We start from the raw sequence: 25,549 nt of genomic DNA, 5'->3' as shown, positions 1-25,549 counted from the left end.
CGGAAGTCAGCCGCTTTATGACTATTTTCTCCTGTGACATTAAAATGTTGAACAGGCTAAATTATCTGTAGTGTATTAACTCAAAGTACACACAAAGTGAGGCGTCATGGATCGTTTTATGAGCTTGTCGGTGTTTGTAAGTGCCGTCGAAGAAGGCAGCATAGCTGCTGCGGGAAGGCGTTTCGGTCTTTCTGCCGTCATGGCGGGTCGGTATCTTTCCACGCTGGAAAAGTCACTTTCGGTCAGGTTGATTGAGCGCACCACGCACAAACTGAACCTGACCGATGCGGGGCAGGCGTATTTCGTTCGCAGCAAACATATTCTCGAGGCGCTGGAACAAGCTAATGAAGAAGCCGCTGATCGGCAAACTACGCCGCGTGGCGCATTGCGCATTGCCGCACCTGTCACGTTTGGCTCAATGTATCTTGGGCCAGTTATCGCGAAATTTATGGCGGATTTTCCTGAAATAGAGGTCGCTTTGCAGTTGCAGGATCGCTTTGTCAGTCTGGTTGAAGAGGGCGTCGATATTGCCGTCAGGATCGGGACGTTGCCGGATTCGGATCAGGTTGCCCGTAAGATAACTGACTATCGCCTGATGGCCTGCGCTTCGCCAGACTATCTGGCAAAAGCGGGAATGCCGGAAAGACCCTCAGACTTGCAAACACATCAGCTGCTCGGTTATATCGGCGCGGTCACGGCGCAGCCCTGGAGTTTTGTCAATGAACAGGGCCAGCCTGTTTCGCTGGACTGCCGCTGCCGTTTTCTGGCGAATAATACCGCCGTGATGCTCGACGTGGCGTTGTGCGGTACGGGTATTGTGTATGGCCCTGATTTCGTTTTCGCCAGAGCGCTGGCGGAGGGAACACTGGTGCCGGTATTGCCAGCTTACACTTGCCCGGCATTGCCTTTACATGCCATTACGCCCACCGCGAAACACGTTAATTTCAAAACGCGTTTGTTTATCGACAGGCTGAAACAGGCGTTTGGAACAGATGTTCCAAATGTCTCGTAAGCGACAACTTTCAGTTGAAGCACTTCGTCAATTTGTGTATTTTTATGCAAATTAATTGCATAAAATAACAATCAAACGGGAGTGACCATGCTTAAGTCGTTAATTTTCACCGGGTGCCTGCTTTCTTCATTAATCACATCTGCTTATGCCGCGCAGACCACGTACGTCGTCGGTTCCGGCGGAACATACCGTCCGTTCGAATATGAAAACAGTCAGAAACAGCTGGAAGGTTTTGATATCGACATCATCAAAGCCATCGCCAAAGCCGAAGATTTTGACATCAAACTGGTTAACACGCCGTGGGAAGGGATTTTTGCGACGCTGAATTCCGGTGACCGTGACATCATTATTTCCGGCATCACCATTACCGATAAACGTAAAGCGATGGTGGCTTTCTCCTCGCCGTATTTCCCGGCAGAACAGTCCATCGTGGTGCCTGAAGATTCCAAAGTGGATTCTGTGGCTGCGCTGAAAGGTCAGAAAGTGGGTGTAGTGAACTCCAGCACCGGCGACATTGTGGTCTCCAATGAACTGGGCAAGAACAGCACCGACATCAAACGTTTTGATAATACCCCGCTGATGTTGCAGGAACTGGCAGAAGACGGTATCGGCGCGGCTGTTGGCGACGTAGGCGTGGTGAAGTACTACATCAAATCCCATCCGGAAAAAGCGCTTAAACTGGTGCCGGACGCGAAATTCGAACGTCAGTATTTCGGTATTGCGGTTGCCAAAGACAACATCGAGCTGCTGGGTAAAATCAATGCCGGTCTGAAGAAGATCGTGGCTGACGGCACCTACGCCAAAATCTACGAAACCTGGTTTGATAAGAACGTTCCAACACTTCCAGCTGAGTAATATTCCCAACCAGAACAACGTTAATCAGGGGCGGTAAAACGCCTCTGAACAAGGACAGGTATGACCGGATTTCGCTGGGAGATAATCTCAGAATATGCGCCTCTGTTTGTACAGGGCGCGCTGATGACCATCAAATGCACCATTATTTGTGTGATTTTAGGCACCACCTGGGGCCTGCTGCTGGGGCTGGGACGGATGGCCCGCGCCGACGACGGCCCGTGGAAACACGTACTGCGTTTTGCCGTGCAATGGCCGGTGCGCATTTACGTCAGTGCTTTTCGTGGTACGCCGCTGTTTGTGCAGATCATGGTGGTTCACTTCGCCCTAGTGCCGCTGTTTATTAATCCGCGCGACGGCATCTTAGTGGCGAACGGCCTGATGTCTTCGGATTTCGCCCGAGCGCTGCGCTCAGATTACGGCGCATTCTTATCCTGCGTGGTGGCGATCACCCTCAACGCCGGAGCGTATGTTTCCGAGATTTTCCGTGCCGGTATTCAGTCTATCGACAACGGGCAGATGGAAGCTTCCCGCGCGCTGGGCATGGGCTGGGGTAAAACGATGCGTAAGGTTATCCTGCCGCAGGCGTTTCGCCGTATTCTGCCGCCGTTGGGTAATAACGCCATCGCGATTGTGAAAGATTCCTCGCTGGCTTCGGCGATTGGCCTGGCGGATCTGGCGTATGCCGCGCGTACCGTTTCCGGCGCTTACGCCACCTACTGGGAACCCTACCTGACCATTTCACTGGTTTACTGGGTTCTGACTTTCCTGCTCTCGCTGCTGGTTCAACACATGGAAAAGAGGTTTGGCAAAAGTGATTCACGTTAAGGATTTACAGAAACAGTTTGGTGAAACCCACGTGTTGCGCGGCATTTCCTGCGACATCGCAGAGAAAGAAGTGGTGTGCATAATCGGTCCTTCCGGCTCGGGTAAAAGCACATTTCTGCGCTGCCTGAATGCGCTGGAAAAGCCCAACGGTGGCGAAGTGGTGGTGAACGGTTTTGCAGTGCACGATCCGAAAACTAACCTGAATGCGCTGCGTTCCGGCGTCGGCATGGTGTTCCAGCGCTTTAATCTGTTCCCGCACATGACCGTGCTGGAAAACCTGATTATGGCGCCGATGTCGCTGAAGGGTTTATCGAAAGCCGAAGCGGTAATGCGTGCCGAAAAGCTGCTGCAAAAAGTCGGGCTGATCGACAAAATCGATGCCTGGCCTTCCAGTTTATCCGGCGGTCAGCAACAGCGCGTGGCGATTGCCCGTGCGCTGGCGATGGAACCTTCGATCATTCTTTTCGACGAACCGACATCGGCGCTGGATCCGGAACTGGTCGGCGAAGTGCTGGCAGTCATGAAGCAGCTGGCGCTCGAAGGTATGACGATGGTGATAGTGACGCACGAAATGGGCTTCGCCCGTGAAGTGGCCGACCGCGTGGTGTTTATCGATCAGGGGGTGATTCAGGAACAGGGGCCACCGGCGCAACTGTTTACTGCACCGGAAAATCCGCGAACCCGCGAATTTTTGAGTAAAGTATTGTGATCCGGCGGGCGCTTTAAACAGCGCCCGTTTTCTTTAATGTGATGAGGTCCGCCATGCAGAATTTCCATTCTTATTGTATTTCAGCCTCCGGCGAAGAAAGGGCAGAAGGCGATATGCAAGCCCGTTTTCCTTACTGGAGCTTCACGAAAACAGTGATCGCTATTTGCGCGCTGAAACTCAGTGAAAACGGGGCTGTGGATTTTGATAGCTGCATTAATGGCGAGGCTTACACGCTGCGACAACTGCTCAATCACACCGCCGGTTTGCCGGATTACGGCGCACTGAAAGAGTATCACGACGCTGTCGCCGCGGGAGAAGATCCCTGGTCGCGAGAAAAATTACTCAATGCCGCGTTAGCCAAAGGCATGTTGTTTGCGCCGGGCGCGGGGTGGGCTTATTCCAATATCGGCTACATGCTGGCCCGCGAACACATTGAAGCGGCATCCGGGCTGAGTTTTGCGCAACTGGTGGCTGATATCGTCACGACACCGCTCGGGCTGACCAGCATCGCGCCTGTCACCACACGCGAGGAGTTCGCACAGCTACACTGTGAAGCCGCCGGAAAATACCCTCCGGGCTGGGTATATCACGGCTGTCTGGCGGGAAATGTGCGCGATGCGGCAAGACTGCTGCACGGATTATTCAGCGGTAAACTCCTGAATGCCGCGTCAATGGCTGAAATGCAGGTCACCATTCCGCTTGGCGGCGCGCTCGAAGGTCGCCCGTGGACAGAATGCGGTTACGCCCTTGGACTGATGAGCGGAGCAATGGGGAACGCCGGGCGCTCCGCAGGTCATTCAGGCGGCGGCCCGTCGTGCGTGAACGCGGTCTATCACTTCCCGGATCTCCCTGAACCCGTGACCGGCGCATGCTTCACTGACGGGCATCACGAAGGCGTGGCCGAAACAGAGCTGGGCAGGTGGGTACAGAACTTCGGCTAAAGGGGCGAAAGGGACTCAGGATGATGACAACAAATACATACCTTATTGCCATCGGCATCCCGAAAATAGGCACCGTAGTAATCCGCATGATAATGCGGACGTAGTCCCGGTGCGCCTTCATCTGTCGCGCCGTTTGCCATCGCGAACTGGTAGATCTGGTCTACGGTATCACGCCGCTCTGCCAGTAATGCCACCATCTGACCGTTACCCGCACTGGCTGTTCCGCCGTCATGAGGCTGGCCGATAACAAACAACGGCCTTGGCGCGCAAGGTGCCATCCACGCCGCCCAGGGTTTTTCCGCGTCGCAGAACTTCAGCACATGACCCAGTTCTGCCATCACTGCTGAATAGAAAGTAAAAGCCCGCCTGAAATCATTAACGCCGATACAGATGTGAGAAATCATAGATACCTCCCCTGAAGATGAACTCATTTTAAAGATGCTTATTTCTGTGCATGCTGACTTTTGTCTTTTCATAACCATAGCCTTTTTTCACTTTGTGCTAAATTACCTCCCAATTCTTACCCGCATTCCCGAGGCCCCATGATCATTCCTTCAAACCGTACCACCCGTGAAATGAAAATAAACAATGTCGTGCTGGTGACGAATGCGTTGAAATCACTAGGATCGGCGACAAAGGCGGAACTGGCGGGGGCCACCGGACTGAGTATTGCCACCTGCGGCGCCGTGCTCAATGACCTGAGCCAGCGGCGCGAAGTGCTGGCGCTGGAGCTGGAAGTTTCACGCGGCGGACGACCGGCGCAACGCTATGCGTATAACCCGGATTATTTCTCAGTGCTCAGCATTTACGCGCAGGGCAGTGACGCCGCCGCGCAGATTGTCTGGTCAGTAAACTCAGCCACCGGTGAAAGTCTGGCGCAGGGTGAAATCCGTTTTTTACCGCTGACGCTGGCAACGTTTTATCAGCAAATTGGCAGCCTGATTGCTGATTATCCTGACATCAAAGCGCTGGGCATTGGTCTGCCGGGCGTAGTGGTGAAGGGAACCGTGGCGACCTGTGATATCAGTGCATTTGCCGGTGTCGCGGTGGAGCAGCAACTGCGTGAACGGTTCGGAATTTATGTTCAGGCGGATAACGACATGAACTATACCGCGTGGGGTTTTTATCGCAGCAGTTGTGCGGGCATCACCGCGCCGGTGGCGTATCTCTTTAAGCCGGAGGTGCCTTGTCTGGGCTGTGGCATGGTGATTAATGGTCAGGTATTACAGGGCGCCAGCCAGTTTGCCGGAGAAGTCTCAAATCTGCCGTTTGAAGGGTTGGATAAGCTGCCGGTCGCCGAAGAAATGGCGAAAGTGATTGTCTCGCTGACGGCGATTATCAATCCTGCAACCATAGCGCTTTCCGGTCCAAAGATCAGTGAAGCGCTGCTGCCAGAACTGCCCGCGCTTTGTCAGCGGCACATTCCCGCGCAGCATATGCCGCAGCTGACTTACCGTCCGTCGATGCGCCAGGATTATCTGCAAGGCATCACCGAACTGACGCTCAGCAACTACAATCTGCACATTGCATTTGGTGAATAACGCCGGTTGACTTTGTTTGATGCGCCCTTATACTGCGTACTTATTAAAAGACTTTTAATAACTAACTTCACCTCGCGGGAGAACCTGATGTCACTGTCATCTGAAATAGATCGCACCGGTATTCATTCCGGAAGTCCTGTCCGGCGCGTCGCGACGCGGGCGATCTTTTTTGTTACCGGTATGGCGATGGGACTGTGGGCGGCGCTGGTGCCGTATGCCCAGCTGCGCACGCATTCAGAAGCGGGCGATCTCGGGTTACTGCTGCTGTGTCTCGGTGCCGGTTCGCTGCTGTCGATGCTTGGCTCGGGGCGGATTATCGGCAAGTTTGGTTGCCGCGCGGTGATCGTCGCGGCGGTGATTTTATATTGCCTGATGTTGCCGTTGCTGGCGGTGTTCAGCGACATCTGGCTGCTGGCGCTCAGCCTGTTTATCTTCGGCATGGGTATCGGGCTGGCGGACGTTGCCGTCAATGTGCAGGGCACATTGGTGGAACAGGCGGCGGATAAACCGCTGATGTCCGGGTTTCATTGCCTGTGGAGCGTGGGCGGGATCGCCGGCGCCGGTGGCGGCGCGTTGCTGCTCAGCGCCGGTATCACGCCGCTCGGCAGTACATTTTTTGCCGTCGTGCTGGTCATCGTGCTGACGGCGTATTCGTATCGCGGGATGTTGCCGTTTGGCGCGCATGAAGAGCCGGAAGAAGGGCACACGAAGGCCAGGCCGAATTTCCGTCTGATACTGATGGCGGTGATGGCGATGATTTGCTTTATGGCCGAAGGCGCGGTACTGGACTGGGGCGGTGTTTTCCTGACCAAAGATCGCGATCTGGCGCTGGAACATGCGGGCTGGGGATTTGCGGTCTTTGCGGTGGCGATGTCGCTGATGCGTATGACCGGTGACGCGATCGTCAGCGCGCTGGGTCGCAAACGTATTCTGATTATCGGCGGGATTTTGGGTATTGCCGGTTATCTGATGGTCGTGTTGTTACCGGGCTGGATCCTGCCATTGTGCGGTTTTGCGCTGGTGGGTGTCGGCGCGGCGAATATTGTGCCGGTGCTGATCACGCTGGCCGGTCAGGAAAAAGTGATGCCGGTGAACATGGCGGTGGCGATGGTCGCTACGCTCGGTTATCTCGGCGTGCTGGGTGGCCCGGCGCTGATCGGCTTTATTGCCCATCTTTCCAGTCTGTATGTCGCCTTTTCTGCTGTTGCGGCGGCGTTTCTGGTCATCACGTTTGGCGCATACAAACTGAAGTATTGATTGTTTTCAAAGTCCAATGATTTATAACTGAGTGGCAAATTTGCCAGCTGGCGCGTAAAACCCGCCAGCCATCTTTTACCCTGATTGATTTAGAATCCGACTCTGTAAGGAGCAGTAATGGCCGTAAAACTTATCGCCGTAGACATGGATGGAACGTTTCTCAATCCGCAGCATGAATACAATAAAGTTCGCTTTGGCGAGCAGTATCAGCGACTTTTGCAACGTGGCATTAAATTTGTGGTGGCGAGCGGCAACCAGTATTACCAGCTGAAATCCTTCTTTGATGACCTCGATACCCAGATTGCATACGTCGCAGAAGGCGGCGGATATGTGGTCGATAAGGAACAGGAAATTTATTGCGGTGAACTGACATCGGAACAGGTGACACAGGTTCTGGACTGGATTAGCCGCACGCCGGGCATCAACACCATTGTCTGCGGTCGCAAAGGGGCTTATGTGCTCAGCGGCACCGATGAGGATTTCATCAGCCGTATGCGCCGCTATTATCATCGCCTGACCAAAGTGTCTGAATACGCAGAAATCGACGATACGATTTTCAAATTTGCACTGAGCTACGTGGAAGACGATGTGTATCCGCTGATGAGTGAAATTAACGCGAAACTTGGCGGAATTGTGGCACCGGTGACCAGCGGTCATGGCTCTGTGGATCTGATCATCAGCGGGAATCACAAAGCCTGCGGTCTGCAAAAAATCCAGCAAATCTACGGTATCCGTGATGACGAAGTGCTGGCGTTTGGCGACAGCGGCAACGATCTGGAAATGCTCAGTTACGCCGGTTACGGTTTTGCGATGGAAAATGCGTCGGCACCGGCGAAAGCTGCCGCAAAATACCAGGCGCCATCCAACCGTGATGAGGGCGTGCTGAAAGTGATTGATGATGTGCTGAACGGTCGCGCGCCTTTCGCTTAATCTGGTTAATGTGCATTAAAACAAAAAGGCTGCCGCATAAAACGGCAGCCTTTTTAGTGCGGGACTGAAAACGTTAAGGCACGTAGTCTGGCGGAACGCCGCTGTTACCGGGCTGCGCAGGAGTGTAATCCGGCGGAACCCGTGATTGCGGTGGCTGATCTGAACTGTAACCGTCGCTGGCGTCTACCGGCACTTTATTGCCTTTGGCGTACATACATTGTGTGTAAACCGTATCGTACTGATCCTGCAAATCGCTGCTGCTGGCACCCACATTATTGCTGCCCATCGCGCTGCCTACCAGCAAACCACTGCCTGCGCCAATCAGCGCCCCCGCCCCGGCCTGATGAGAAGCTGCGCCGATCAGTGCCCCGGCTGCCGCGCCGACGACCGTGCCTGCGGCAGCGGTCCCTGCGGCATTATTGCTGGCCGTTTGCGCGCCGCCGTTCACACTGCCATAGGCCGCATTGCGGCATGACATTTCATCGATCTGAAACTGTTGATAATCCTTTCCCGTGCCGGGTAATACCATTACGTCTGGACGTGTCGGGGGAGAAACGCAACCGGATAAGGCCGCGGCTAAGGCGAGTACCGCCACCGGAGTAAATCTGTTCATGACTTCTATCGCCTGTTAACGTGGTCCTGCGACCACTTTCATCCAGCCACGCGGACAGGCCGGGACTTGCGGATAATATCCTGCCGGGTTTTGGCAGTAATACGCATAAGCCGGAGGTTTCTCGACATACGTCTGCGGCTGTGGCGGCGCAGCATACACGACGGCAGGTGGCCCGTAATAGACCGGTGGCGGAATGCCAATCACCACGTTTGGGCCATACCAGCCGCGATAATAGCCGCCATGATAATAACCGTGTCCGTAGCCATGACCGTAGTAGCCGTGACCATAATAACCGTAGGCGAACGACGCAGGGCTGGCCGACATCAGCGCGCCAGCAGCAAGCATCAACAACAACAGCCTTTTCATAACGACCTCGAAGCACATTGACCGGATGTCTGAAGCGATAACAACCCACCACTCCTGAGGATAACGATACGCCGGTTGTGGCTAAAAGGTTGGCGGGAGATTAGGGGGGATTCGACAAGGCTGTGGCAGCAATTGTGACCAAAAAATTCAGCGGCAAACGTTTGTTTACGTTCAGGGTTTCAGGGGAGAGGGATTATTGTTTCACGCCCGGTTTTGTCGCGGCAGCACCGGGCGAAAAAATGAAAAAATTTATCTGTGCGCTGTTATTTTCGGCTTGCCGTAAAGCGTCTGAACGCTTCCAGCGTTTCATCGCTGACGTGGTGTTCGACCCCTTCAGCATCCAGACGCGCTGTTTCCGCGCTGATCCCGAGCGCGATAAAGAATGCTTCAACCACGTTATGGCGTTCGCGATTTTCCGCCGCTAGTTTCTCACCTTCCGGCGTCAGAAAGGTTCCGCGATAAGGCAGCTGGTGTACCAGTCCGGCATTGGCTAGGCGTTTCAGGGTTTTTGCTACTGTCGGCTGGGAAACGCCCAGACGCGCAGCCAGATCCACCTGCCGCGCTTCGCCAAATTCGTGAATGAGATCTGAAATCAGCTCAACGTAATCATCCATTAACTCCCGGCGATGCGCCTCGCGCACCTGTAAGAAACCCTGCGCGTGTTCTTCCACATCCAGTAATGGATTCGTTTTTTTATCTTTCACTGCGCCTGCCTCTTTCATGCTCAACGGTTTTCCACCGCAGCTGCGCTCACCGCAGCAATCCACGCATTGTAAACCAAGTCCACATATCTACCAATTTATGAAAACTTTGCCTTGGCTATGGAGTATAGCCTGTGCTATATCTGAATAATAAACCACCGTTTGATAAATGCATTAACAGGAGAGTTTGTATGGGAAAGGGACAAAATATCTTAAAATTATTCAGTTACTCACCGTTTCGTTTGCGGCTGATGTTGATTGGCATGATCATAGCGCTGATCACAGGCAATGCGCAGGCGGCGGAAAAAGAACATAAGAAATTTAAGGTTGTTACCACATTTACGGTTATCCAGGATATTGCGCAGAATGTTGCCGGTGACGCGGCCACCGTTGAATCCATCACGAAGCCTGGAGCCGAAATCCATGATTATCAACCAACACCACAAGACATTGTCAAAACCCAATCAGCAGACCTGATTTTGTGGAACGGGTTTAATCTTGAGCGCTGGTTCGGTCGTTTTTTCGCCAACATCAAGCATGTTCCGTCGGTCACCGTGACGGACGGCATAACGCCACTGCCAATTCAGGAAGGACCGTATGTAGGAAACCCTAACCCTCATGCCTGGATGTCCCCAAAAAACGCATTGGTATATGTTGAAAATATTCGTGCGGCGCTGGTGAAGTATGATCCGCAAAACGCGGCAGTTTATGATCGGAATGCTAAATCCTACGCCGCAAAAATCAGCCAGTTGGATGCGCCGCTGCGTGAACGTTTGGCAAAAATCCCCGCAGGGCAACGCTGGTTAGTCACCAGCGAAGGTGCATTCAGTTATCTGGCGAAAGATTACGATCTCAGAGAAGCTTACCTGTGGCCGATCAACGCCGAAGAACAAGGCACGCCGCAGCAGGTGAAAAAAATCATCGATCTGGTGCGTCAGCAGCATATTCCGGTGGTGTTTAGTGAAAGCACGATTTCTGACAAACCGGCGAAACAGGTCAGCAAGGAAACCGACGCGAAATATGGCGGCGTGTTGTATGTCGATTCGCTGTCTGCGGCTGACGGCCCGGTTCCTACGTATATCGATCTCCTGAAAGTCACTGTCGGCACCATTGCAGAAGGGTTCGGACAATGAGTAACGCCGCGCTGAATCTTAACGTTGATGATATCTCGGTGACCTATAACAACGGGCACACCGCGATTGAAAATGCCTCGTTTACCCTGCGCGGCGGTTCGATCTGCGCGCTGCTCGGCGTGAACGGCAGCGGGAAATCCACTTTGTTTAAAACTATCATGGGGATCATCCGTCCTACACACGGCAGTGTCACGCTGGATGGTCTGAACGTGGCGAAAGCCCTGAAGCAAAACCTCATTGCTTACGTGCCGCAATCGGAAGAGGTGGACTGGAATTTTCCGGTGCTGGTACGTGACGTGGTGATGATGGGTCGCTATGGCAAAATGTCGTTTTTGCGCATTCCGTCGGCAGAGGACAAAAAACAGGTGGCATCGGCGTTGGCTCGCGTAGGCCTGACTGAACTGGCACAGCGTCAGATTGGTGAGCTTTCCGGCGGACAGAAAAAACGCGTCTTTCTGGCGCGTGCGCTGGCGCAGCAAGGGCGCGTCATGCTGCTCGATGAGCCGTTTACCGGCGTCGATATCAAAACTGAGAACGCGATTATCGAACTCCTGCGCCAGCTGCGCGAGGAAGGGCACCTGATTCTGGTTTCAACCCATAACATTGCCAGCGTGCCGGATTTCTGTGACCGCGTGGTGCTGATCAACCGCACGGTCATTGCGGCCGGTACGCTCAAAACCACGTTTACCTCTCAAAATCTCGAAAACACCTTTGGCGGCGCACTGAGAAATATTGGTTATTTAGTGCCACAGGAACCGGTGAGGCGCGCAGTATGACGGAGCTGCTGCTGGAGCCGTTTCAGTACAACTACATGGTGAAAGCCATCTGGGTGAGTGCCGGAGTTGGCGCGGTGTGCGCATTTTTATCGGCGTATCTGATGCTCAAAGGCTGGTCACTGATGGGTGACGCGCTCTCGCATTCGGTGGTACCGGGCGTCGCTGGCGCTTATGCACTGGGCTTTCCTTATGCTATTGGCGCGTTTGGCACCGGTATTCTGGCGGCCCTTTCCATGACCCTGTTGCGCCATTTCACAAAATTGCGTGAAGATGCGATTATCGGTTTCGTTTTCTCGACCTTCTTCGCGCTCGGGCTGTTGCTGGTTTCCCTCAATCCGACCTCCGTGAACGTGCAGTCGATTCTGTTCGGCAATATTTTAGGTATCGATGACGCCGATATCCTGCAGGTGCAGATTATCGTTGGCGTTTCCCTGTTGGTGCTGTGCGTTATCTGGCGTGACCTGCTGGCGGTATTTTTCGACGAAGCTCATGCGGTTTCGATCGGGCTATCTCCGCTGCGACTCAAAATTATTTTCTTCACGATATTCAGCGCGTGCAGTGTGGCGGCGCTACAGACCGTCGGCGCAATTTTAGTGATTGCGATGGTGATCACGCCGGGCGCGACCGCTTATCTGCTTTCCGACCGTTTCTCCCATGTCCTGATTATTTCGGTGATCATCGGCGCTGTCACCAGCGCGGCGGGCGCCTGGCTGAGCTATTACCTGGATGGCGCAACGGGTGGTGTCATCGTTTGTTTGCAAACCACAGTCTTCTTGCTGGCATTTTTATTCGCGCCAAAACACGGCTGGCTGGCCAGTCATGTGCGTATTAAACGTCGGAGCCGCGCATGATGTCCTGGTTTGATGTACTGATGGAGCCGATGAGCTTCGCCTTTATGCAGCGCGCGCTGCTGACCGCGATGGCGACCAGCATTGTCTGCGCGATATTTTCCTGTTTTCTGGTGCTAAAAGGCTGGTCACTGATGGGCGATGCGATTTCACACGCCGTGCTGCCGGGTGTGGTGCTGGCCTATGTGGCGGGCATTCCGCTGGTGATTGGCGCGTTTGGCTCCGGTCTGTTTTGCGCCGTGGCGACCGGATTTATCAAAGAACATTGCCGGGTAAAAGAGGATTCGGTGATGGGCATTGTGTTCTCGGGCATGTTTGCTGCCGGTTTGGTGCTGTTTTCCCGTGTGAATACCGAGCAGCATCTCAGCCATATTCTGTTCGGTAATATCCTGGGCGTGACAGACAGTGAAATGCTGCAAACGCTGATTATCGCCGTGATAGTGACGCTGGCGATTATCATTAAATTTAAAGACCTGATGCTGTTTTGCTTTGATCCGGTGCAGGCGAAAGTGGTCGGGTTGCCGGTGCGTTTTTATCATTACGCATTGCTGTGTATGCTGGCGCTGACCATTGTGGCGGCATTGCAGGCCGTTGGCGTCGTTCTGGTGGTTGCGATGCTGATAACCCCCGGCATTACGGCTTTTCTGTTGTGTAAAACGCTGCCGAAAATGATCATGGTTGCCGTGACGGCGTCACTTATCGCCGCCATTTCCGGCACCTTCATCAGTTTTTATATTGATGCCGCCACCGGACCGGCGATTGTGCTGATTCAGGCTATGCTTTTCCTGCTGGCATTAGTCATTCACCTTTTACGCAAACCGCTAAAATCCCGGCAGTCGGCACCAAATGCATAGTGTCAGTGCGGCAGGTTTGTCATTCTGCGCATTGCATTCACTTTTCTGAGAGATTCTGATGACCCAACAATTTGCTCCTGTCGAACTGGAAAAAGCATACCGCCTGATTAACCACGGCACGACGGCGCTGGTTTCCGCCCATCACAATGGTACGGACAACGTGATGTCAGCGTCCTGGGTATGCGGGCTGGATTTCAGGCCAGCAAAACTCACCGTGGTGCTGGATAAAATTGCCAGAACACGCGAGCTGATTGAGCAAAGTGGATTTTTTGCCATCCAGGTGCCGACTGTGGCGCAGCTGCAAATGACCTACGATCTTGGTAACCGGACGCTCAGAACCGACCCGGATAAGTTGCAGCACTGTGGCGCAGAACTGTTTCGCATGGAAGGCCACGGTGATTTGCCATTCGTCGCGGGGTGTAGTGCATGGCTGGCCTGTAAACTGATCCCTGAGCCGCATAACCAGCAGGCACATGATCTGTTTATTGGCGAAATCGTCGGCGCCTGGGCGGATACCCGCGTTTTCAACGACGGCCACTGGCATTTCGAAGACGCGGATCCTTCACTGCGCAGCCTGCATTACATCGCTGGCGGTCAGTTCTACGCCACCGGCGAACCCCTGAACGCCAATACTGATTTGAAGTAATTGCTCCCGCCAGCTGCGTTTTACCGACGCCGCTGGCTACCTATCGCATAAAGGCCTACCATCGACCGGCAACAAACGGGTTTACTGAAGTTTAATGAAGTAAGAGTTAAGGATTGTTATGAGCGAAGTAGCAAGTTCCATCAGTGTTGGCGATAGCTTTACTGTCAAGAACGGCTCAACCCACGAAGTGACTGGCTTTGTGAAGAAAGGAGAAAGAATTTACCCGATGATCAAAACAGATCACGGTGATTCAAGCTTCACCTTCATCAAAGACATAGTTTCGGTGAATAAAGCTTAAACGTTAACGACCTTCTCTGTGATCGCGGCCTGTTTGTATTACGTTAAGAGCAGGCTGCGTGATGTGCCTGCCTTACAAATCCTCTCCTCCTTCCTCTGTCTTTGCCATACTGACCTTCATTTCACCTTTGCCCCCGCGCGGTGCTGGCGTTTTATCAGAAAATCCTGTGATCCGTCTCTTTGCATCCCAGTTTCCGTTGCCTTAGTATGAAGCGAAATAGGGAAGGGGAAAAATGAAAAAGACGCTGACTATCAAGGATATCGCTGAACTGGCGAACGTGTCGATCACGACGGTTTCCAGAGTGCTGAATAAGAACAACTGGGTGTCTGACAAAACTCGCAGCCGGGTGGAGAAGGTCATTCAGGAGAATAATTTCAGCCCGAATTTGCTGGCGCGCGGCATGATTTCCAAGAAAACCCGGACGCTTGCGATCATTGTTTCTGATATCAGCAATCCTTATTTCGTCATGCTGGTCACGCAGATTGAGCACGAAAGTTTGCAGGCGGGTTATAAGGTCACGCTTTATGATACGCAATCGGCAAATAAGTCGTCATCCAGCACAGACATCATTTCTGAAGAAAACATATTCACTTCCATTACTGACAGCCAGATCGACGGCGTTATTATTCTTGGTGGCAATATCGATTATAACGTCGTGCCCGATCCTTACCGGCAGGCGCTATCGCATTTATGTGCCACGGTGCCGGTGGTCGTTGTCGGGCGTGAACTGGCAGGGATCGACTATTCCTGTATCGAACGGGATCAGACCGGTTCCGTGGAGCTGGTAACCCGCTATCTGATTGCACAGAATTATCAGCGGATTGGTTTCATCGGTGGGTCTAAAAATGTGTATATCACTCGTCAGCGCGTGGCCGCATTTCGCCAGACGCTGACGAGTGAAAATTTACCCGTGACTGACGAATTTGTTGTCCAAAATAATTTCTATTCTGAACATGGATATCAGGCTATAGAACAGTTGCTGGCTCTGAATAAACCGCTGCCGCAGGCACTGGTCTGTATTAATGATCATGTGGCTAAAGGTGTGATCCGCGCGCTGAAGGATAATAATCTCAACGTCCCGCAGGATATCGCGGTGGCAAGTTGTGAATATTTCCCCGGCAGCGAATATTATATCCCCCGTATTACCACGGTTGATCACCAGAATAAACTTATTGGCAGGGAAGTGATGTGCAGACTGATGTTATTGCTGGAAGATAATGAGCAAAAAATACCGCCAGTGAAAATCCCCCTCCAGTTCATTGCCGGTGAATCAGCGTAGCAATTTCCTCCATAGTGTATTTATTAGTCAGGGCGTAATACTTCACCGTATTACGCCCTTTGTCTTTTTAGCGTCGTTATCTGCTGCAAAACGATATTTTTTGATCCCGCCCACAATTGCTGACAAGTCCGTTGACAACGCACGGGGTGCTCCTCTAGGTTAAAACCTGAAAACGTTTTCAGGTTTTAACCACGGGAGAACCAGATGAAACCAACCATGATGACTTACATTCAGGAAGAACAGGCAACGCTTGCAGGGATTGTTTCGCATTATCCTAATGATTTACCAGTGATTAACGACCCGGCGAACTGGCTGGTGATGGCGACAGGATCCAGCATTAACGCCATTATGAGCGCCAAATTTTATGTTGAGAAACTGACCGGCGTACGGATAAGCGTCGTGGAACCTTTCCATTTTCAGCACTACGAAAAGTTCGATGAATCGGTGCGTATCGTCATCGGCGTTTCGCAAAGCGGGGAGAGTACTTCCACGCTGAATGCCATTAAACATATCCGCGAAAGTTATCCGGTGATGACCTACGGCATGACCGGAAATTTAAACAGTGAATTAGCCACCACCGTTGATCATGTTATTGATCTCGAAATCGGTGAGGAGAAAGTGGGGTATGTCACCAAAGGGTATATCGCCACTATTTTTAAATTCATGCTGCTGGGTGTTTATACCGCCAGAATTAACGGGCTCATCAGTTCAGAACAGGAAAGGGCGGAGCTGGATAAATTAACCGCTGCCGTGAGTTGTATTCCTGAGGTTATTTCTGCCACAGAAACTTTCTTTAAAGAATGGCAGGAAGAACTGACCGGTTCGCCGCGATTTACCGCCATTGGTTATGGCCCCTCAATCGGGGTGATTAAAGAAATGGAAACCAAGTTTGCGGAAACAATCCGCGTGCCGTCACAGGGCGTGGAATTAGAAGCGTTTATGCACGGCCCGTATTTCGAGGTGAATGCCAGCCATCGGATGTTCTTTATCGACACGCCCGGCATTGCCCGCGAAAGATTGATGCTGCTGAAATCCTATGAGCAAAAATACACCGATTATGTCTACACGCTGAAACTCGGCCAGAGCGATGACCCGCGCACGCTGGCCATTAACGCGCCGGTGGATGAATTTATCGCGCCGCTGCTGATGGTGATCCCGTTCCAGATCCTCGCTCATCATATTGCGCAAGCGAAAGGCAATAACCTGCCACAACGCATTTTTACCGACTTTGGCGTCGCCGTAAAAAGTAAAACAAAACCGGGCGACTTCGTCTGAGTTCAACACCTGCGTCCTAACCTTGAAACTGAGGAATCACCATGGCTACATTCAGTCAGCTTGCCCCGCAGATTATTGAAAACGTGGGGGGATCCGAAAATATACAACACCTGACACATTGCGCAACCCGGTTACGTTTTACGCTCAAAGACGCCGGCAAAGTGAAAAAAGACGCGCTGTACAAGCTGCCTGAAGTCGTGAAGCTGGTCGAGAATCCCGGCCAGTTTCAGATTGTAATTGGCCCGAAAGTGGAGCAGGTCTTTGCGGCGATCCAGGCCTCTCTTGGCGGGCAGTCTGCCGCAGAACCGGGTGCGGTGACTCAGGGGTCTTTGATCAATCGTTTACTGGCGACGCTGTCGGCCATTTTCACGCCGTACATCGGCGTGCTGGCCGGTGTCGGGGTGGTCAAAGGGATTGTGGTGCTGCTGCAAACCCTGAATCTGGTGGATCCCCATTCTTACGTTTTTACTGTGTTCAACGCACTTGCCAGCGGCGTGTTTGTCATGCTGCCGTTGTTCATCGCTGTGACGGCCGCCGAGCGTTTCAGGGCGAACAAATTCACCGCGCTGGCGCTGACTGCGGCAATGATATTTCCGCTGACCGACCCCGGTATTCCCGGCGCATTTCACTTTATGGGACTGGCGCTGAACGTTAAAATTTATGGCGGCGCGGTGATCCCGGCGGTCTTCGCGGTACTGTTCCTGAGTTATGTCGAACGCTGGCTGAAAAAGGTCATTCCTGAAATTGCCGCGCTGGTCTTTGTGCCGTGTCTGTCGTTGATTATCTGCGGCTTTGTGGTCTTTACCGTCATCGGGCCGGTGGCTGATTATGTCGGTGTGGGGATCGCCAGCGGCTATGCCTGGCTGTACAACCTGAGTCCGGTGATTTCCGGGGCCTTACTGGCGGGGATCGGGCAGATATTCGTGGTGTTCGGCGTTCACTGGGGCATTATTCCGCTGGCGCTGATCAACATTCAGGTCAACGGTTACGACACGATTATGGCGATGTTTATGTCCGCCGTGATGGGGCAGTTTGGTGCGGCGTTCGGGGCGATTTTCATTGCCCGCAATATCCGTGATAAGCAGATTGCGATTTCGGCTTCCGTCTCTGCTTTCTTTGGGATTACCGAGCCCGCGCTTTACGGCGTGAATCTGAAATACAAAATGCTGTTTGTGTTCGGCAGCGTAGGCGCGGCACTGGGTGGCGCGATAACCGGTCTGCTGGGCGTGAAAACTTACAGTTTCCTGCCGGTCCTGAACGTGTTTGAGCTGGGATTATTCAGCGGCCCGGATTCGAAAATGATTTATGAAGTGCTGGCGATTGCGGTGGCGTTTACCGTTCCGGCGATTCTGACCATTGTCTATGGTAAAACGCGGGTGCTGGTGCCCTCTGCCGGGCCGGGATTAAGCGGGGATCTGAGCCGTTAATGTGAAACGAACGTGAAAAAAATCCCCTGGCTGGCAGGGGATTTTTTTAATATGTTTCGGGTTCTCAGCGCCCCAGACGGGCAATGTCCGCCGTTTCAAGTATCGCTTTCGGATACCCCTGACGCACAGCATTGAGCATGGCGTTGCCGATAATTTGAGTACTCAGCACTGAATCAGGGAACCCCTTACGCAGCAACGGCAACAGCGGAGCCATCACGGTGTACAGTATCCGGTAACTGCGGGTTTTGGATTGCGCTCCGTGTAATGGCTGAATGACGCCTGGACGGAAAAGGAAAACGTTGGCGAAACCGAGTTTCAGCAGGGCATTTTCGGTCCGGCCTTTCACCCGCGCCCACATGCTTTTCCCTTGTTCAGAACTGTCGGTGCCTGCACCGGAAACATAGATAAAAGTCATCGCCGGATTCTTTTTCACTAACGCTGACGCGATATCCAGCGTCAGGTCATACGTCAGTCTGGAATATTGGGCTTCCGTCATTCCCGCTGAGGAGACGCCGAGGCAAAAGAAACAGGCATCGGCGTTATCAGGCAGCGTGGCAATGCGCTCTTCTGCCATCAGATCCGGCCAGATTTGCTGATGAAGTCGCGGGTTTTCCAGCGCCAGCGGCGACCGCCCGACCACGGTCACACTTTCCACATCCGGAGCTGCCAGAGACTCGCGCAGCACACCTTGTCCGACCATACCGCTGGCCCCAAATATCAACACGTTCATCTATCACCTCTGGTTTCAGTCATTCAGCGTTGCTGTCATTTACCGATATGGTGGTGCCGAAGAACAGAAGCAAGGCGGCCTTTAACGATATACCGGCAGTAAATTCACGCTCGACAAAATATGTACCACTGCATTGAGCACGCCGAACAGCAGCACCAGTACGATCATTTTATTGCCGCCCCACACGCGGTACAGCGGGCTGCCAAAACGCTGACGCGATGCACGCGCCATCAGCGCCGGAACAATCACCGCCCAGACGGTCGCTGCAAGACCGGCAAAACCAATCGCATAAATGAAACCGTCGGGATAAATCACTCCACCGATAATCGGCGGAACAAAGGTGACCAGCGCCGTTTTGAAGCGACCAGTGCGGCTGTCGCTGAATGTAAACAAGTCGGCCAGATAATCAAACAGGCCCAGCGTTACCCCTAAGAATGAACAGGCAACCGCAAAGTTGGAGAAAATAGTCAGCAGCAAATCCAGACCGGCACTGTTGAGGATCTGACTCAGCGACTGCACCAGCACGTCAATGTTGCCGCCACGCTCGGCGATACCGATAAATTCCGGACGCGGAATGTTGCCCATCGTCCCCAGCATCCAGATGATATACAACCCGAGCGCCATCAGCGTACCCAGCAGCAGACATTTTTTGATGATCTGCGGATTTTTGCCGTAGTACTTCATCAGGCTCGGCACATTGCCGTGATAGCCAAATGACGCCAGACAGAAGGGCAGCGTCGCCAGCACATAAGGCATATAGCTCGGGTTGATCTCGACGCTGTTAAGCAGATTCACCGGTTTCACATGCCACAGCAGGCTGCCGAATGTCAGGAAAAAGGCGATGATTTTTGCGCCGAGCACGATAGCGGTCATACGGCTCACTGCCCGGGTGCTCAGCCAGACGATAAAGGCCACGACCAGTGCGGTCAGCAGACCGCCAAGGCGGGGAGAAAAATTCACCGACATTTCGCGCAAGGTATGCTGGATAACCGAACCGCTGGCGGAGATATAAGCGTAAGTCAGAATATATAAAACAAACGCAATAGTGATGCCATTCAGCCGGTTCCAGTGCTTACCCAGCAGATCGCCGGTCACCGTATTGAAACTCGATCCCACCGGATAGTTAAGGTTTGCTTCAAGGATCATCAGGCCGGAATGCAGCATGCAAAACCAGGTGAAAATCAGTGCGGCCACTGACCAGAAAAACCAGGCGCCGGACATCACCACCGGCAGGGAAAACATCCCCGCGCCGATGATCGTTCCACCAATAATCATTGCGCCGCCCAGTACTGAACGTTGCGGGGCGGTTACGGAAAGCGTCGCCATAGTGCGTATCCTCGCGTGGCTTTTATCAGAATTCGTCGAAAGAATGGCTGAAAAAGAAATGAGTTGAATATTGATCATGAATCGCTGTTTTGTGCTGCGATTTTGGTCTTAAGCGCGGCAATATAGTGAAAATGAAGCGTCTTGTACACTGCTGAACTAGTTTTCTGATACAAAATCGCAGATTCAGAAGCTGAGCAGGGCATTCAGGAAGTGACACAGGGAAATAACGCTGGAAATGTGTACAAAATATTATCATTGTGCAATTTCCAGGTTAATCGGAGGGCTGATATCCATGGCGCAGATCACAGATTTCATTACGTTTTCTTATCGTTAAAGAATAAAAAACCCTGTTCGAAAATACAGGGTTGACACACAATATATAGCGAGTAGATTAGAACTCAGCACCAGAGAGAAGTGAAAAGAAATTTTTATTTCGCGGTGCATTTAGCAAGTTGATAAACTTGTCAATAATGAGATGCGATAAAGGCCACGAAGTATTTTAGTATGGGTGATTCAACACCGGGCGTTATTTGAAAGTCCGTGAGATGACGCTTTAAGGCCACGCAGTAAAGCTGTGCAATCGCATGATGTGGACGAAAGCGCGATGATGTAACGCCTTGTTAGTTAGAGTAATGTTCGCGATTTGGGTACGTAAGTATGAAATCGAGAATGTCGCGACGAGAGTAAGGCCACGCATCAAAGAGTATATATCGCGAGGGTGATGTACTCATTTATCCCGATGCAAATCAGGAGGGTAAATGAAATGAACAGGATACTGATGTTATTCCACAAAATTATAGGAGGATAGCGTTACCAGGCAGTAAAAATATATCCTGTGAAAATATGTACATCTTTAGTAGTTGCATTACCTAAGCAGTACACGTAATTAAGTTGATGAATGTTAAATATTAATTTGATAGTACCTTAAAAGCCCCGGTTTAACGACTGGGGCTTTTTCATTAGTACGATCAGATTGTTATTATTTCCCGCTGATAGTGCCTTCCAGTACCGCCTGTGCACCCAGACACACCAGAAAACACACCAGAGTCGTGTCTTTGACCGCCGTAGCCGCAGTTAACCTGCTGTCTTCATCACTCACCGCGTCGCCTTTTGACAGCGTAACATCCCCGATTTTGATTTCGCCGTCCATCACATACAGCCACTGAGCAAATCCCGCATGTGAAGGAATTTCGGTGGTGGTATTTTCATCCATGCGGATGTCATAAACATACACCGCCTGGCGAATTTCCAGCGGGGACTCAATGCCTTCCGGCGCAGCAAGCAGCGTCCACTCATTACTTTTTATGCCGTCAGGTCTTGCCATAAACTGCACGCGACCCTCCAGATTTGCCGTGCGCGGGCGGATAAATATCTGCAACATTTCTGCCGATACCAGCGGCGTCGATTCCTCATGCCAGAAGCTTTCACCGGCATTCATCATCATCAGTTGCTTCGGAGAAAGAGGAACACGGTTCCCGACTGAATCTTCATGCACCATCGAACCGCGCCACATATAGCTGAGGATTTCGTCGTTGTTATGCTCATGCATTTTCACCAGCGTGCCTTGCTCAAGCGTGGCGTGATCGATAACGCTGAGAGGTCCAAAGGCGTCATCGTTTTTCTCCGGCTGGATTTGTCCCGGTCGCATACGACGGATACGAAACGGCCCATATTCAAAGGTAGTTTTGGGTTCAGCACGTAAAACGTTAAACATAGTCTCTCCGGCGGCAGGCATGAACGCAGGGTTCAGATGAAAATCGAATACTATTTTTTAACATACTATGTTCATTAAAGCGCACCGGCAGCGAATAAACTTTCTGTTTGATCAGAAACAAGGCCCCGTCCCTGAGGCCTTTGAATGGGAAATCAGCGTTTAATCCAGACTTAACAACGCACTTAACCGGGCAATTTGCGTTTGCCACTCACGTTGCAGTTCAGGTTTCTGATGCTTTGGTTTGCGCGCCACATCCTCTGCCAGGCGGTGTTCCAGTTCCACCAGTTCCGCCAGCAGTTGCTCTTCTTCTGAGACTTCTGTGACCGCAACGTCGGACTGAATTTGTGGCGAGAGGGGTTCAGCAGGGGGAGGAGAACCCGCCAGCACCGCATAAACCGGAGCGAGGGTATGCCATTCTTCTAACCGACAATCATCCACCAGCCAGAACCGGTTACAGCTTTGTTCGATGAGCGTCCGGTCGTGCGAAACTAAGAGCACCGCGCCACTGAAGGTTTTCAGCGTTTCCGCCAGCTCCTCTTTGCCTTCCAGATCCAGATGGTTGGTCGGTTCATCTAGCAGCAGTAACGAGTAATTCGCCAGCGTCAGCCCGATAAACAACAGCCGGGAACGTTCTCCGCCGCTGAGCGTACTCACTTTTTGCTGATGACGGATAAACGGGAATCCTGCGCCAATCAGTGCCATTTTCCGCTGCTCTTCCGTCAGCGGCGCAAAGTTCGACAGCGCGTCACCCAGAGAATCATCATCCTGTAACTGATGCTGATTCTGATCGTAATAACCCACACGCACGCGTGGATGGAAAGTCACACCGGTCGGGAGTGACTCCGTCTGGCTGAAGGCGTTCCACAACGTCTGCAACAGGGAAGATTTTCCGCAACCGTTGCGCCCGACCAGCGCGATACGGTCACCGCTTTTGATGCGCATATCATCCAGCGTGAACAGAACCGGGGCATCAGGCGCCGGGCGAACCTGCAAACCTGAAAGCGCCAGAACCCGGTCAGCCGCCAGCGCTTCGCCTTTCAGCTGAAGTTTCCACTGGTTACCGGCGGTGACTTCGGTCTGATCATCCTTCAGCCGGTCGACCTGCTTTTCCATTTGCTTGGCCTTGCGCGCCAGCCCTTCGTTATCGTAAACGCTGCCCCACAGCGCCAGACGTTTGGCGCTTTTGGTGACGCGGTCGATCTCCTTTTGTTCCGTTTTTCTGCGCAGGGCGTCGGAGGTGTCTTTTTCCTCCAGCGCGTGACGTGCCTGCGTGCATGGCAGGCGAATAAATTGCAGGGTTTTGTCGCGCAGGATCCACGTGCTGTTGGTCACATTGTCGAGCAGGCTGCGGTCGTGAGAAACCAGCACGAAACTGCCGTTCCAGTTTTTCAGAAACTGTTCCAGCCATAACAGCGTCGGTAAATCCAGATGGTTGCTGGGCTCATCGAGCAGCAGTAAATCGGGCTGGCGGATCAGCGCGCGGGCCAGCAGCAGGCGGGTGTGTTGCCCGCCGCTCAGCGTGCCGGCCGTCAGTTGCCAGGCGGATTCATCGAACCCCAGCGTGGAAAGGAGCACCTGCGCCTGCCACAGTTCTGGCTGATGAAGACCCGGCGGCAGATGATTCAGAACAGATTCCAGCAGGGTGTGATGGTTCAGTGCTTCAGGCAGATGTTGTTCGACGCGGGCCATCAGGCACTGGTTCGCCAGCGTAACGCTGCCGGATGTTGCCGCCAGTTCGCCGCTGAGGATTTTCAGCAGGGTACTTTTGCCGCAGCCGTTGTGGCCGATAAGGCCGATGCGGTCGCCTTTTTTCAGGCCGAAGGAAATCTCAGCCAGCAAAGGGCCGAAGGAATTATCGAAAGATACAGATTGTGCAGACAGTAAAGTCATGATGCTTACTCAGGTTTTCGGGCAAAAAAATGCCTCTCGTCAATAACGCCGACGATAACCGGTAAGCCGGAGGGAAGAACTCAGGTTGTCAGTTAGCTTCGCTCAGACAGGTTATCGCGGCACGGAGCCGGAAACGCCTGAGCAACGACGATCGCCAAAGACAGGTGAATATAAAAACCATTCACGGGTCAGCATGGGGATCCTCCTTATGTATAACGTTGGTGAATGAATGAGCTGATTATATTGGGGAATTCTGAATTGTTCCAGTTTCAAAATTCCCTGTACTGCCTTTACGCTTCCACGACTTCATTTTCCAGTTTCTGTCGTTTACGCAGACCGGGGAACCAGGTCATCCATAAGCCGACGACAACCAGCGTTCCGATGCCACCAATGGCTGCCGCGGGGACTGCGCCGACCCAGGCCGCCAGCAGGCCGGATTCAAATTCGCCGAGCTGGTTCGAGGTGTTGATGAAGATGGAGTTAACCGCGCTGACGCGTCCGCGCATATCGTCCGGCGTGTCGAGCTGCACCAGCGCGCCGCGAATGACCATGCTGATCATATCGAATCCGCCGAGTGCAAACAGGGCCAGCATCGATAACCACAGCGAGGTGGAAAATGCGAAGACCAGCGTGGCTGCGCCGAAACCGGCCACAGCGGCAAACATGGTCATCCCGACGTTACGTGTCAGCGCACGGTGACTCAGCCAGAAACCGACAATTAATCCGCCGACCGCCGGTGCACCGCGTAATAAACCCAATCCCCAAGAGCCGGTATGCAAAATGTCGTGGGCAAAAATGGGCAGCAGGGCGGTTGCACCGCCGAGCAGAACCGCAAACAAGTCGAGAGAAATTACGCCCAGCACATCCGGACGGGCGCGGATAAAGCTGATCCCGGCGAACAGAGTTTTAAACGTCGCGGGAACCCGGGGTGGCGGTGCCTGTTCGTAACGTAAACGGCTGACCATCACAATCGACAGCAAATAGAGGCAGGCGCACACCGAGTAAGCGACACCCGCTCCCGCGACATACAAAAAACCGCCGAGCGCGGGGCCAACCATAGACGCCGCCTGGCCTGAAACACTGTTGGCGGCCATCGCCCGTGCCAGTAAATGCGGCGGCACCAGCGCCGGAAGCATCGATTGCAGCGACGGCGCTTCCATTGCCTTGGCGGTCGAAATGATAAAGATCAGGCCGAGGATAATAACTTCGTTAACGTGATGCGTCAGCGACAAATAAGCCAGCGCGGCAATCGCTACCCATTCGGCGATTTGTCCGATCAGTACCACACGACGGCGGTCAAACTGATCTGCCACGTGGCCGGCGACCAGCGCCAGTGCGACAGAGGGGAAAAATTGCACCAGCCCGATCAGCCCCAGATCAAACGCCCTTCCGGTAATCGAGTAGATTTGCCAGCTCACCACAATGGAAAGCATCTGGAAACCAAAGCTGGACGCCGCACGGGCTATCCAGAACGCCACAAACGAGCGGTGCTGCAACAGCGAATCCGGATTAACGGAAGAAGATGACATGACAAATCCCTGAAAAATGAAAGCTGCCGTGTCTGCTGGTCGTATGCGACAAGTTAGCCCGGCAATTATTGTGG

The 25,549-nt window shown here is 52.9% G+C and carries 26 protein-coding genes; 17 read left to right on the top strand and 9 right to left on the bottom strand.

Annotation, left to right across the window (positions count from 1 at the left end; translation table 11 throughout):
- Positions 1-106 precede the first annotated feature (106 nt).
- From J1784_RS18550 to J1784_RS18530, 5 genes are all read left to right on the top strand, one after another.
- A complete protein-coding gene (locus J1784_RS18550) occupies positions 107-1,012 on the top strand; it encodes a LysR family transcriptional regulator (protein WP_217150400.1) in 906 nt (301 codons plus the stop codon).
- An 87-nt stretch (positions 1,013-1,099) separates the two neighbouring features.
- A complete protein-coding gene (locus J1784_RS18545; RefSeq protein ID WP_217150399.1) occupies positions 1,100-1,867 on the top strand; it encodes a basic amino acid ABC transporter substrate-binding protein in 768 nt (255 codons plus the stop codon).
- 60 nt (positions 1,868-1,927) lie between these two features.
- Complete coding sequence (locus J1784_RS18540; protein ID WP_217150398.1) at positions 1,928-2,692, top strand: amino acid ABC transporter permease; 765 nt, start codon at positions 1,928-1,930, stop codon at positions 2,690-2,692.
- Positions 2,679-3,401 carry an amino acid ABC transporter ATP-binding protein gene (locus tag J1784_RS18535; RefSeq protein WP_217150424.1) on the top strand — a complete coding sequence of 241 codons (723 nt, stop codon included), beginning with the start codon at positions 2,679-2,681 and terminating at the stop codon, positions 3,399-3,401. The genes J1784_RS18540 and J1784_RS18535 overlap by 14 nt, the downstream gene beginning before the upstream one ends.
- A gap of 113 nt (positions 3,402-3,514) precedes the next feature.
- Positions 3,515-4,342, top strand: a complete 828-nt coding sequence (locus J1784_RS18530) for a serine hydrolase domain-containing protein (protein WP_238485590.1) — start codon at positions 3,515-3,517, stop codon at positions 4,340-4,342.
- On the opposite strand, the gene J1784_RS18525 is transcribed toward J1784_RS18530, so the two are convergent.
- Entirely contained in the window at positions 4,339-4,746 is a 408-nt protein-coding gene (locus J1784_RS18525; protein ID WP_217150396.1) for a VOC family protein, read from the bottom strand. The two genes, J1784_RS18530 and J1784_RS18525, sit on opposite strands and share 4 nt — an antisense overlap.
- A gap of 138 nt (positions 4,747-4,884) precedes the next feature.
- Between J1784_RS18525 and J1784_RS18520 the strand changes: the two genes are divergently transcribed.
- The 3 genes from J1784_RS18520 (at position 4,885) to J1784_RS18510 (ending at position 8,070) form a co-directional block, all read left to right on the top strand.
- Positions 4,885-5,883 carry an ROK family protein gene (locus J1784_RS18520; RefSeq protein ID WP_217150395.1) on the top strand — a complete coding sequence of 333 codons (999 nt, stop codon included), beginning with the start codon at positions 4,885-4,887 and terminating at the stop codon, positions 5,881-5,883.
- 87 nt (positions 5,884-5,970) lie between these two features.
- The gene (locus J1784_RS18515) at positions 5,971-7,140 is read left to right on the top strand and encodes an MFS transporter (protein WP_217150394.1); all 1,170 of its coding nucleotides are present in this window, start codon (positions 5,971-5,973) and stop codon (positions 7,138-7,140) included.
- 117 nt (positions 7,141-7,257) lie between these two features.
- Positions 7,258-8,070 (top strand): Cof-type HAD-IIB family hydrolase, encoded by an 813-nt coding sequence (locus J1784_RS18510; RefSeq protein ID WP_217150393.1) that lies wholly within the window; start codon positions 7,258-7,260, stop codon positions 8,068-8,070.
- Between the two features lie 73 nt (positions 8,071-8,143).
- Here J1784_RS18510 and J1784_RS18505 read toward each other — a convergent pair whose 3' ends face one another.
- From J1784_RS18505 to mntR, 3 genes are all read right to left on the bottom strand, one after another.
- Positions 8,144-8,683 (bottom strand): glycine zipper family protein, encoded by a 540-nt coding sequence (locus J1784_RS18505; protein WP_217150392.1) that lies wholly within the window; start codon positions 8,681-8,683, stop codon positions 8,144-8,146.
- Positions 8,684-8,698: 15 nt separating this feature from the next.
- The gene (locus tag J1784_RS18500) at positions 8,699-9,049 is read right to left on the bottom strand and encodes a hypothetical protein (RefSeq protein ID WP_217150391.1); all 351 of its coding nucleotides are present in this window, start codon (positions 9,047-9,049) and stop codon (positions 8,699-8,701) included.
- 263 nt (positions 9,050-9,312) lie between these two features.
- Positions 9,313-9,753 carry a manganese-binding transcriptional regulator MntR gene (gene mntR / locus J1784_RS18495; RefSeq protein ID WP_338019922.1) on the bottom strand — a complete coding sequence of 147 codons (441 nt, stop codon included), beginning with the start codon at positions 9,751-9,753 and terminating at the stop codon, positions 9,313-9,315.
- A gap of 188 nt (positions 9,754-9,941) precedes the next feature.
- Here mntR and J1784_RS18490 point away from each other — a divergent pair, with 188 nt between their 5' ends.
- The 9 genes from J1784_RS18490 to J1784_RS18450 all read left to right on the top strand — a co-directional run bounded on the left by J1784_RS18490 (position 9,942) and on the right by J1784_RS18450 (position 18,286).
- Positions 9,942-10,883, top strand: coding sequence for a metal ABC transporter substrate-binding protein (locus J1784_RS18490; RefSeq protein WP_217150390.1), 942 nt, complete (start codon positions 9,942-9,944; stop codon positions 10,881-10,883).
- Entirely contained in the window at positions 10,880-11,659 is a 780-nt protein-coding gene (locus J1784_RS18485) for a metal ABC transporter ATP-binding protein (protein ID WP_217150389.1), read from the top strand. Before J1784_RS18490 ends, J1784_RS18485 begins: the two co-directional genes overlap by 4 nt.
- A complete protein-coding gene (locus J1784_RS18480) occupies positions 11,656-12,510 on the top strand; it encodes a metal ABC transporter permease (protein ID WP_217150388.1) in 855 nt (284 codons plus the stop codon). Before J1784_RS18485 ends, J1784_RS18480 begins: the two co-directional genes overlap by 4 nt.
- The gene (locus J1784_RS18475; protein WP_217150387.1) at positions 12,507-13,361 is read left to right on the top strand and encodes a metal ABC transporter permease; all 855 of its coding nucleotides are present in this window, start codon (positions 12,507-12,509) and stop codon (positions 13,359-13,361) included. The genes J1784_RS18480 and J1784_RS18475 overlap by 4 nt, the downstream gene beginning before the upstream one ends.
- 58 nt (positions 13,362-13,419) lie before the next feature.
- Positions 13,420-14,007 carry a flavin reductase family protein gene (locus tag J1784_RS18470; RefSeq protein ID WP_217150386.1) on the top strand — a complete coding sequence of 196 codons (588 nt, stop codon included), beginning with the start codon at positions 13,420-13,422 and terminating at the stop codon, positions 14,005-14,007.
- 118 nt (positions 14,008-14,125) lie between these two features.
- Positions 14,126-14,305: a hypothetical protein gene (locus J1784_RS18465; RefSeq protein WP_217150385.1), complete on the top strand. Its 180-nt coding sequence runs from the start codon at positions 14,126-14,128 to the stop codon at positions 14,303-14,305.
- Between the two features lie 232 nt (positions 14,306-14,537).
- Complete coding sequence (locus tag J1784_RS18460) at positions 14,538-15,584, top strand: LacI family DNA-binding transcriptional regulator (RefSeq protein WP_217150384.1); 1,047 nt, start codon at positions 14,538-14,540, stop codon at positions 15,582-15,584.
- A 204-nt stretch (positions 15,585-15,788) separates the two neighbouring features.
- A complete protein-coding gene (locus J1784_RS18455; protein ID WP_217150383.1) occupies positions 15,789-16,859 on the top strand; it encodes an SIS domain-containing protein in 1,071 nt (356 codons plus the stop codon).
- 41 nt (positions 16,860-16,900) lie between these two features.
- Positions 16,901-18,286 (top strand): PTS transporter subunit EIIC, encoded by a 1,386-nt coding sequence (locus J1784_RS18450; protein ID WP_217150382.1) that lies wholly within the window; start codon positions 16,901-16,903, stop codon positions 18,284-18,286.
- Between the two features lie 64 nt (positions 18,287-18,350).
- Here J1784_RS18450 and J1784_RS18445 read toward each other — a convergent pair whose 3' ends face one another.
- The 5 genes from J1784_RS18445 to J1784_RS18425 form a co-directional block, all read right to left on the bottom strand.
- Positions 18,351-19,016, bottom strand: coding sequence for a Rossmann-fold NAD(P)-binding domain-containing protein (locus J1784_RS18445; protein WP_217150381.1), 666 nt, complete (start codon positions 19,014-19,016; stop codon positions 18,351-18,353).
- Positions 19,017-19,097: 81 nt separating this feature from the next.
- On the bottom strand, positions 19,098-20,342 hold the full coding sequence (mtr, locus tag J1784_RS18440) for a tryptophan permease (RefSeq protein ID WP_217150380.1): 1,245 nt from the start codon (positions 20,340-20,342) through the stop codon (positions 19,098-19,100).
- Positions 20,343-21,321: 979 nt separating this feature from the next.
- Positions 21,322-22,056 carry a pirin family protein gene (locus J1784_RS18435; RefSeq protein WP_217150379.1) on the bottom strand — a complete coding sequence of 245 codons (735 nt, stop codon included), beginning with the start codon at positions 22,054-22,056 and terminating at the stop codon, positions 21,322-21,324.
- Between the two features lie 159 nt (positions 22,057-22,215).
- The gene (locus J1784_RS18430) at positions 22,216-23,946 is read right to left on the bottom strand and encodes an ABC-F family ATP-binding cassette domain-containing protein (protein WP_238485589.1); all 1,731 of its coding nucleotides are present in this window, start codon (positions 23,944-23,946) and stop codon (positions 22,216-22,218) included.
- A 290-nt stretch (positions 23,947-24,236) separates the two neighbouring features.
- Positions 24,237-25,475, bottom strand: a complete 1,239-nt coding sequence (locus J1784_RS18425) for an MFS transporter (RefSeq protein ID WP_217150378.1) — start codon at positions 25,473-25,475, stop codon at positions 24,237-24,239.
- Between the last annotated feature and the right edge of the window lie 74 nt (positions 25,476-25,549).

The sequence above is a fragment of the Rahnella ecdela genome (assembly GCF_019049625.1).
In the GTDB taxonomy this organism is placed as follows: Bacteria; Pseudomonadota; Gammaproteobacteria; order Enterobacterales; family Enterobacteriaceae; genus Rahnella; species Rahnella ecdela.
The sequence above is the reverse complement of the archived record's forward strand: the minus strand, read 5'-3'. Positions and strand labels throughout refer to the sequence as shown.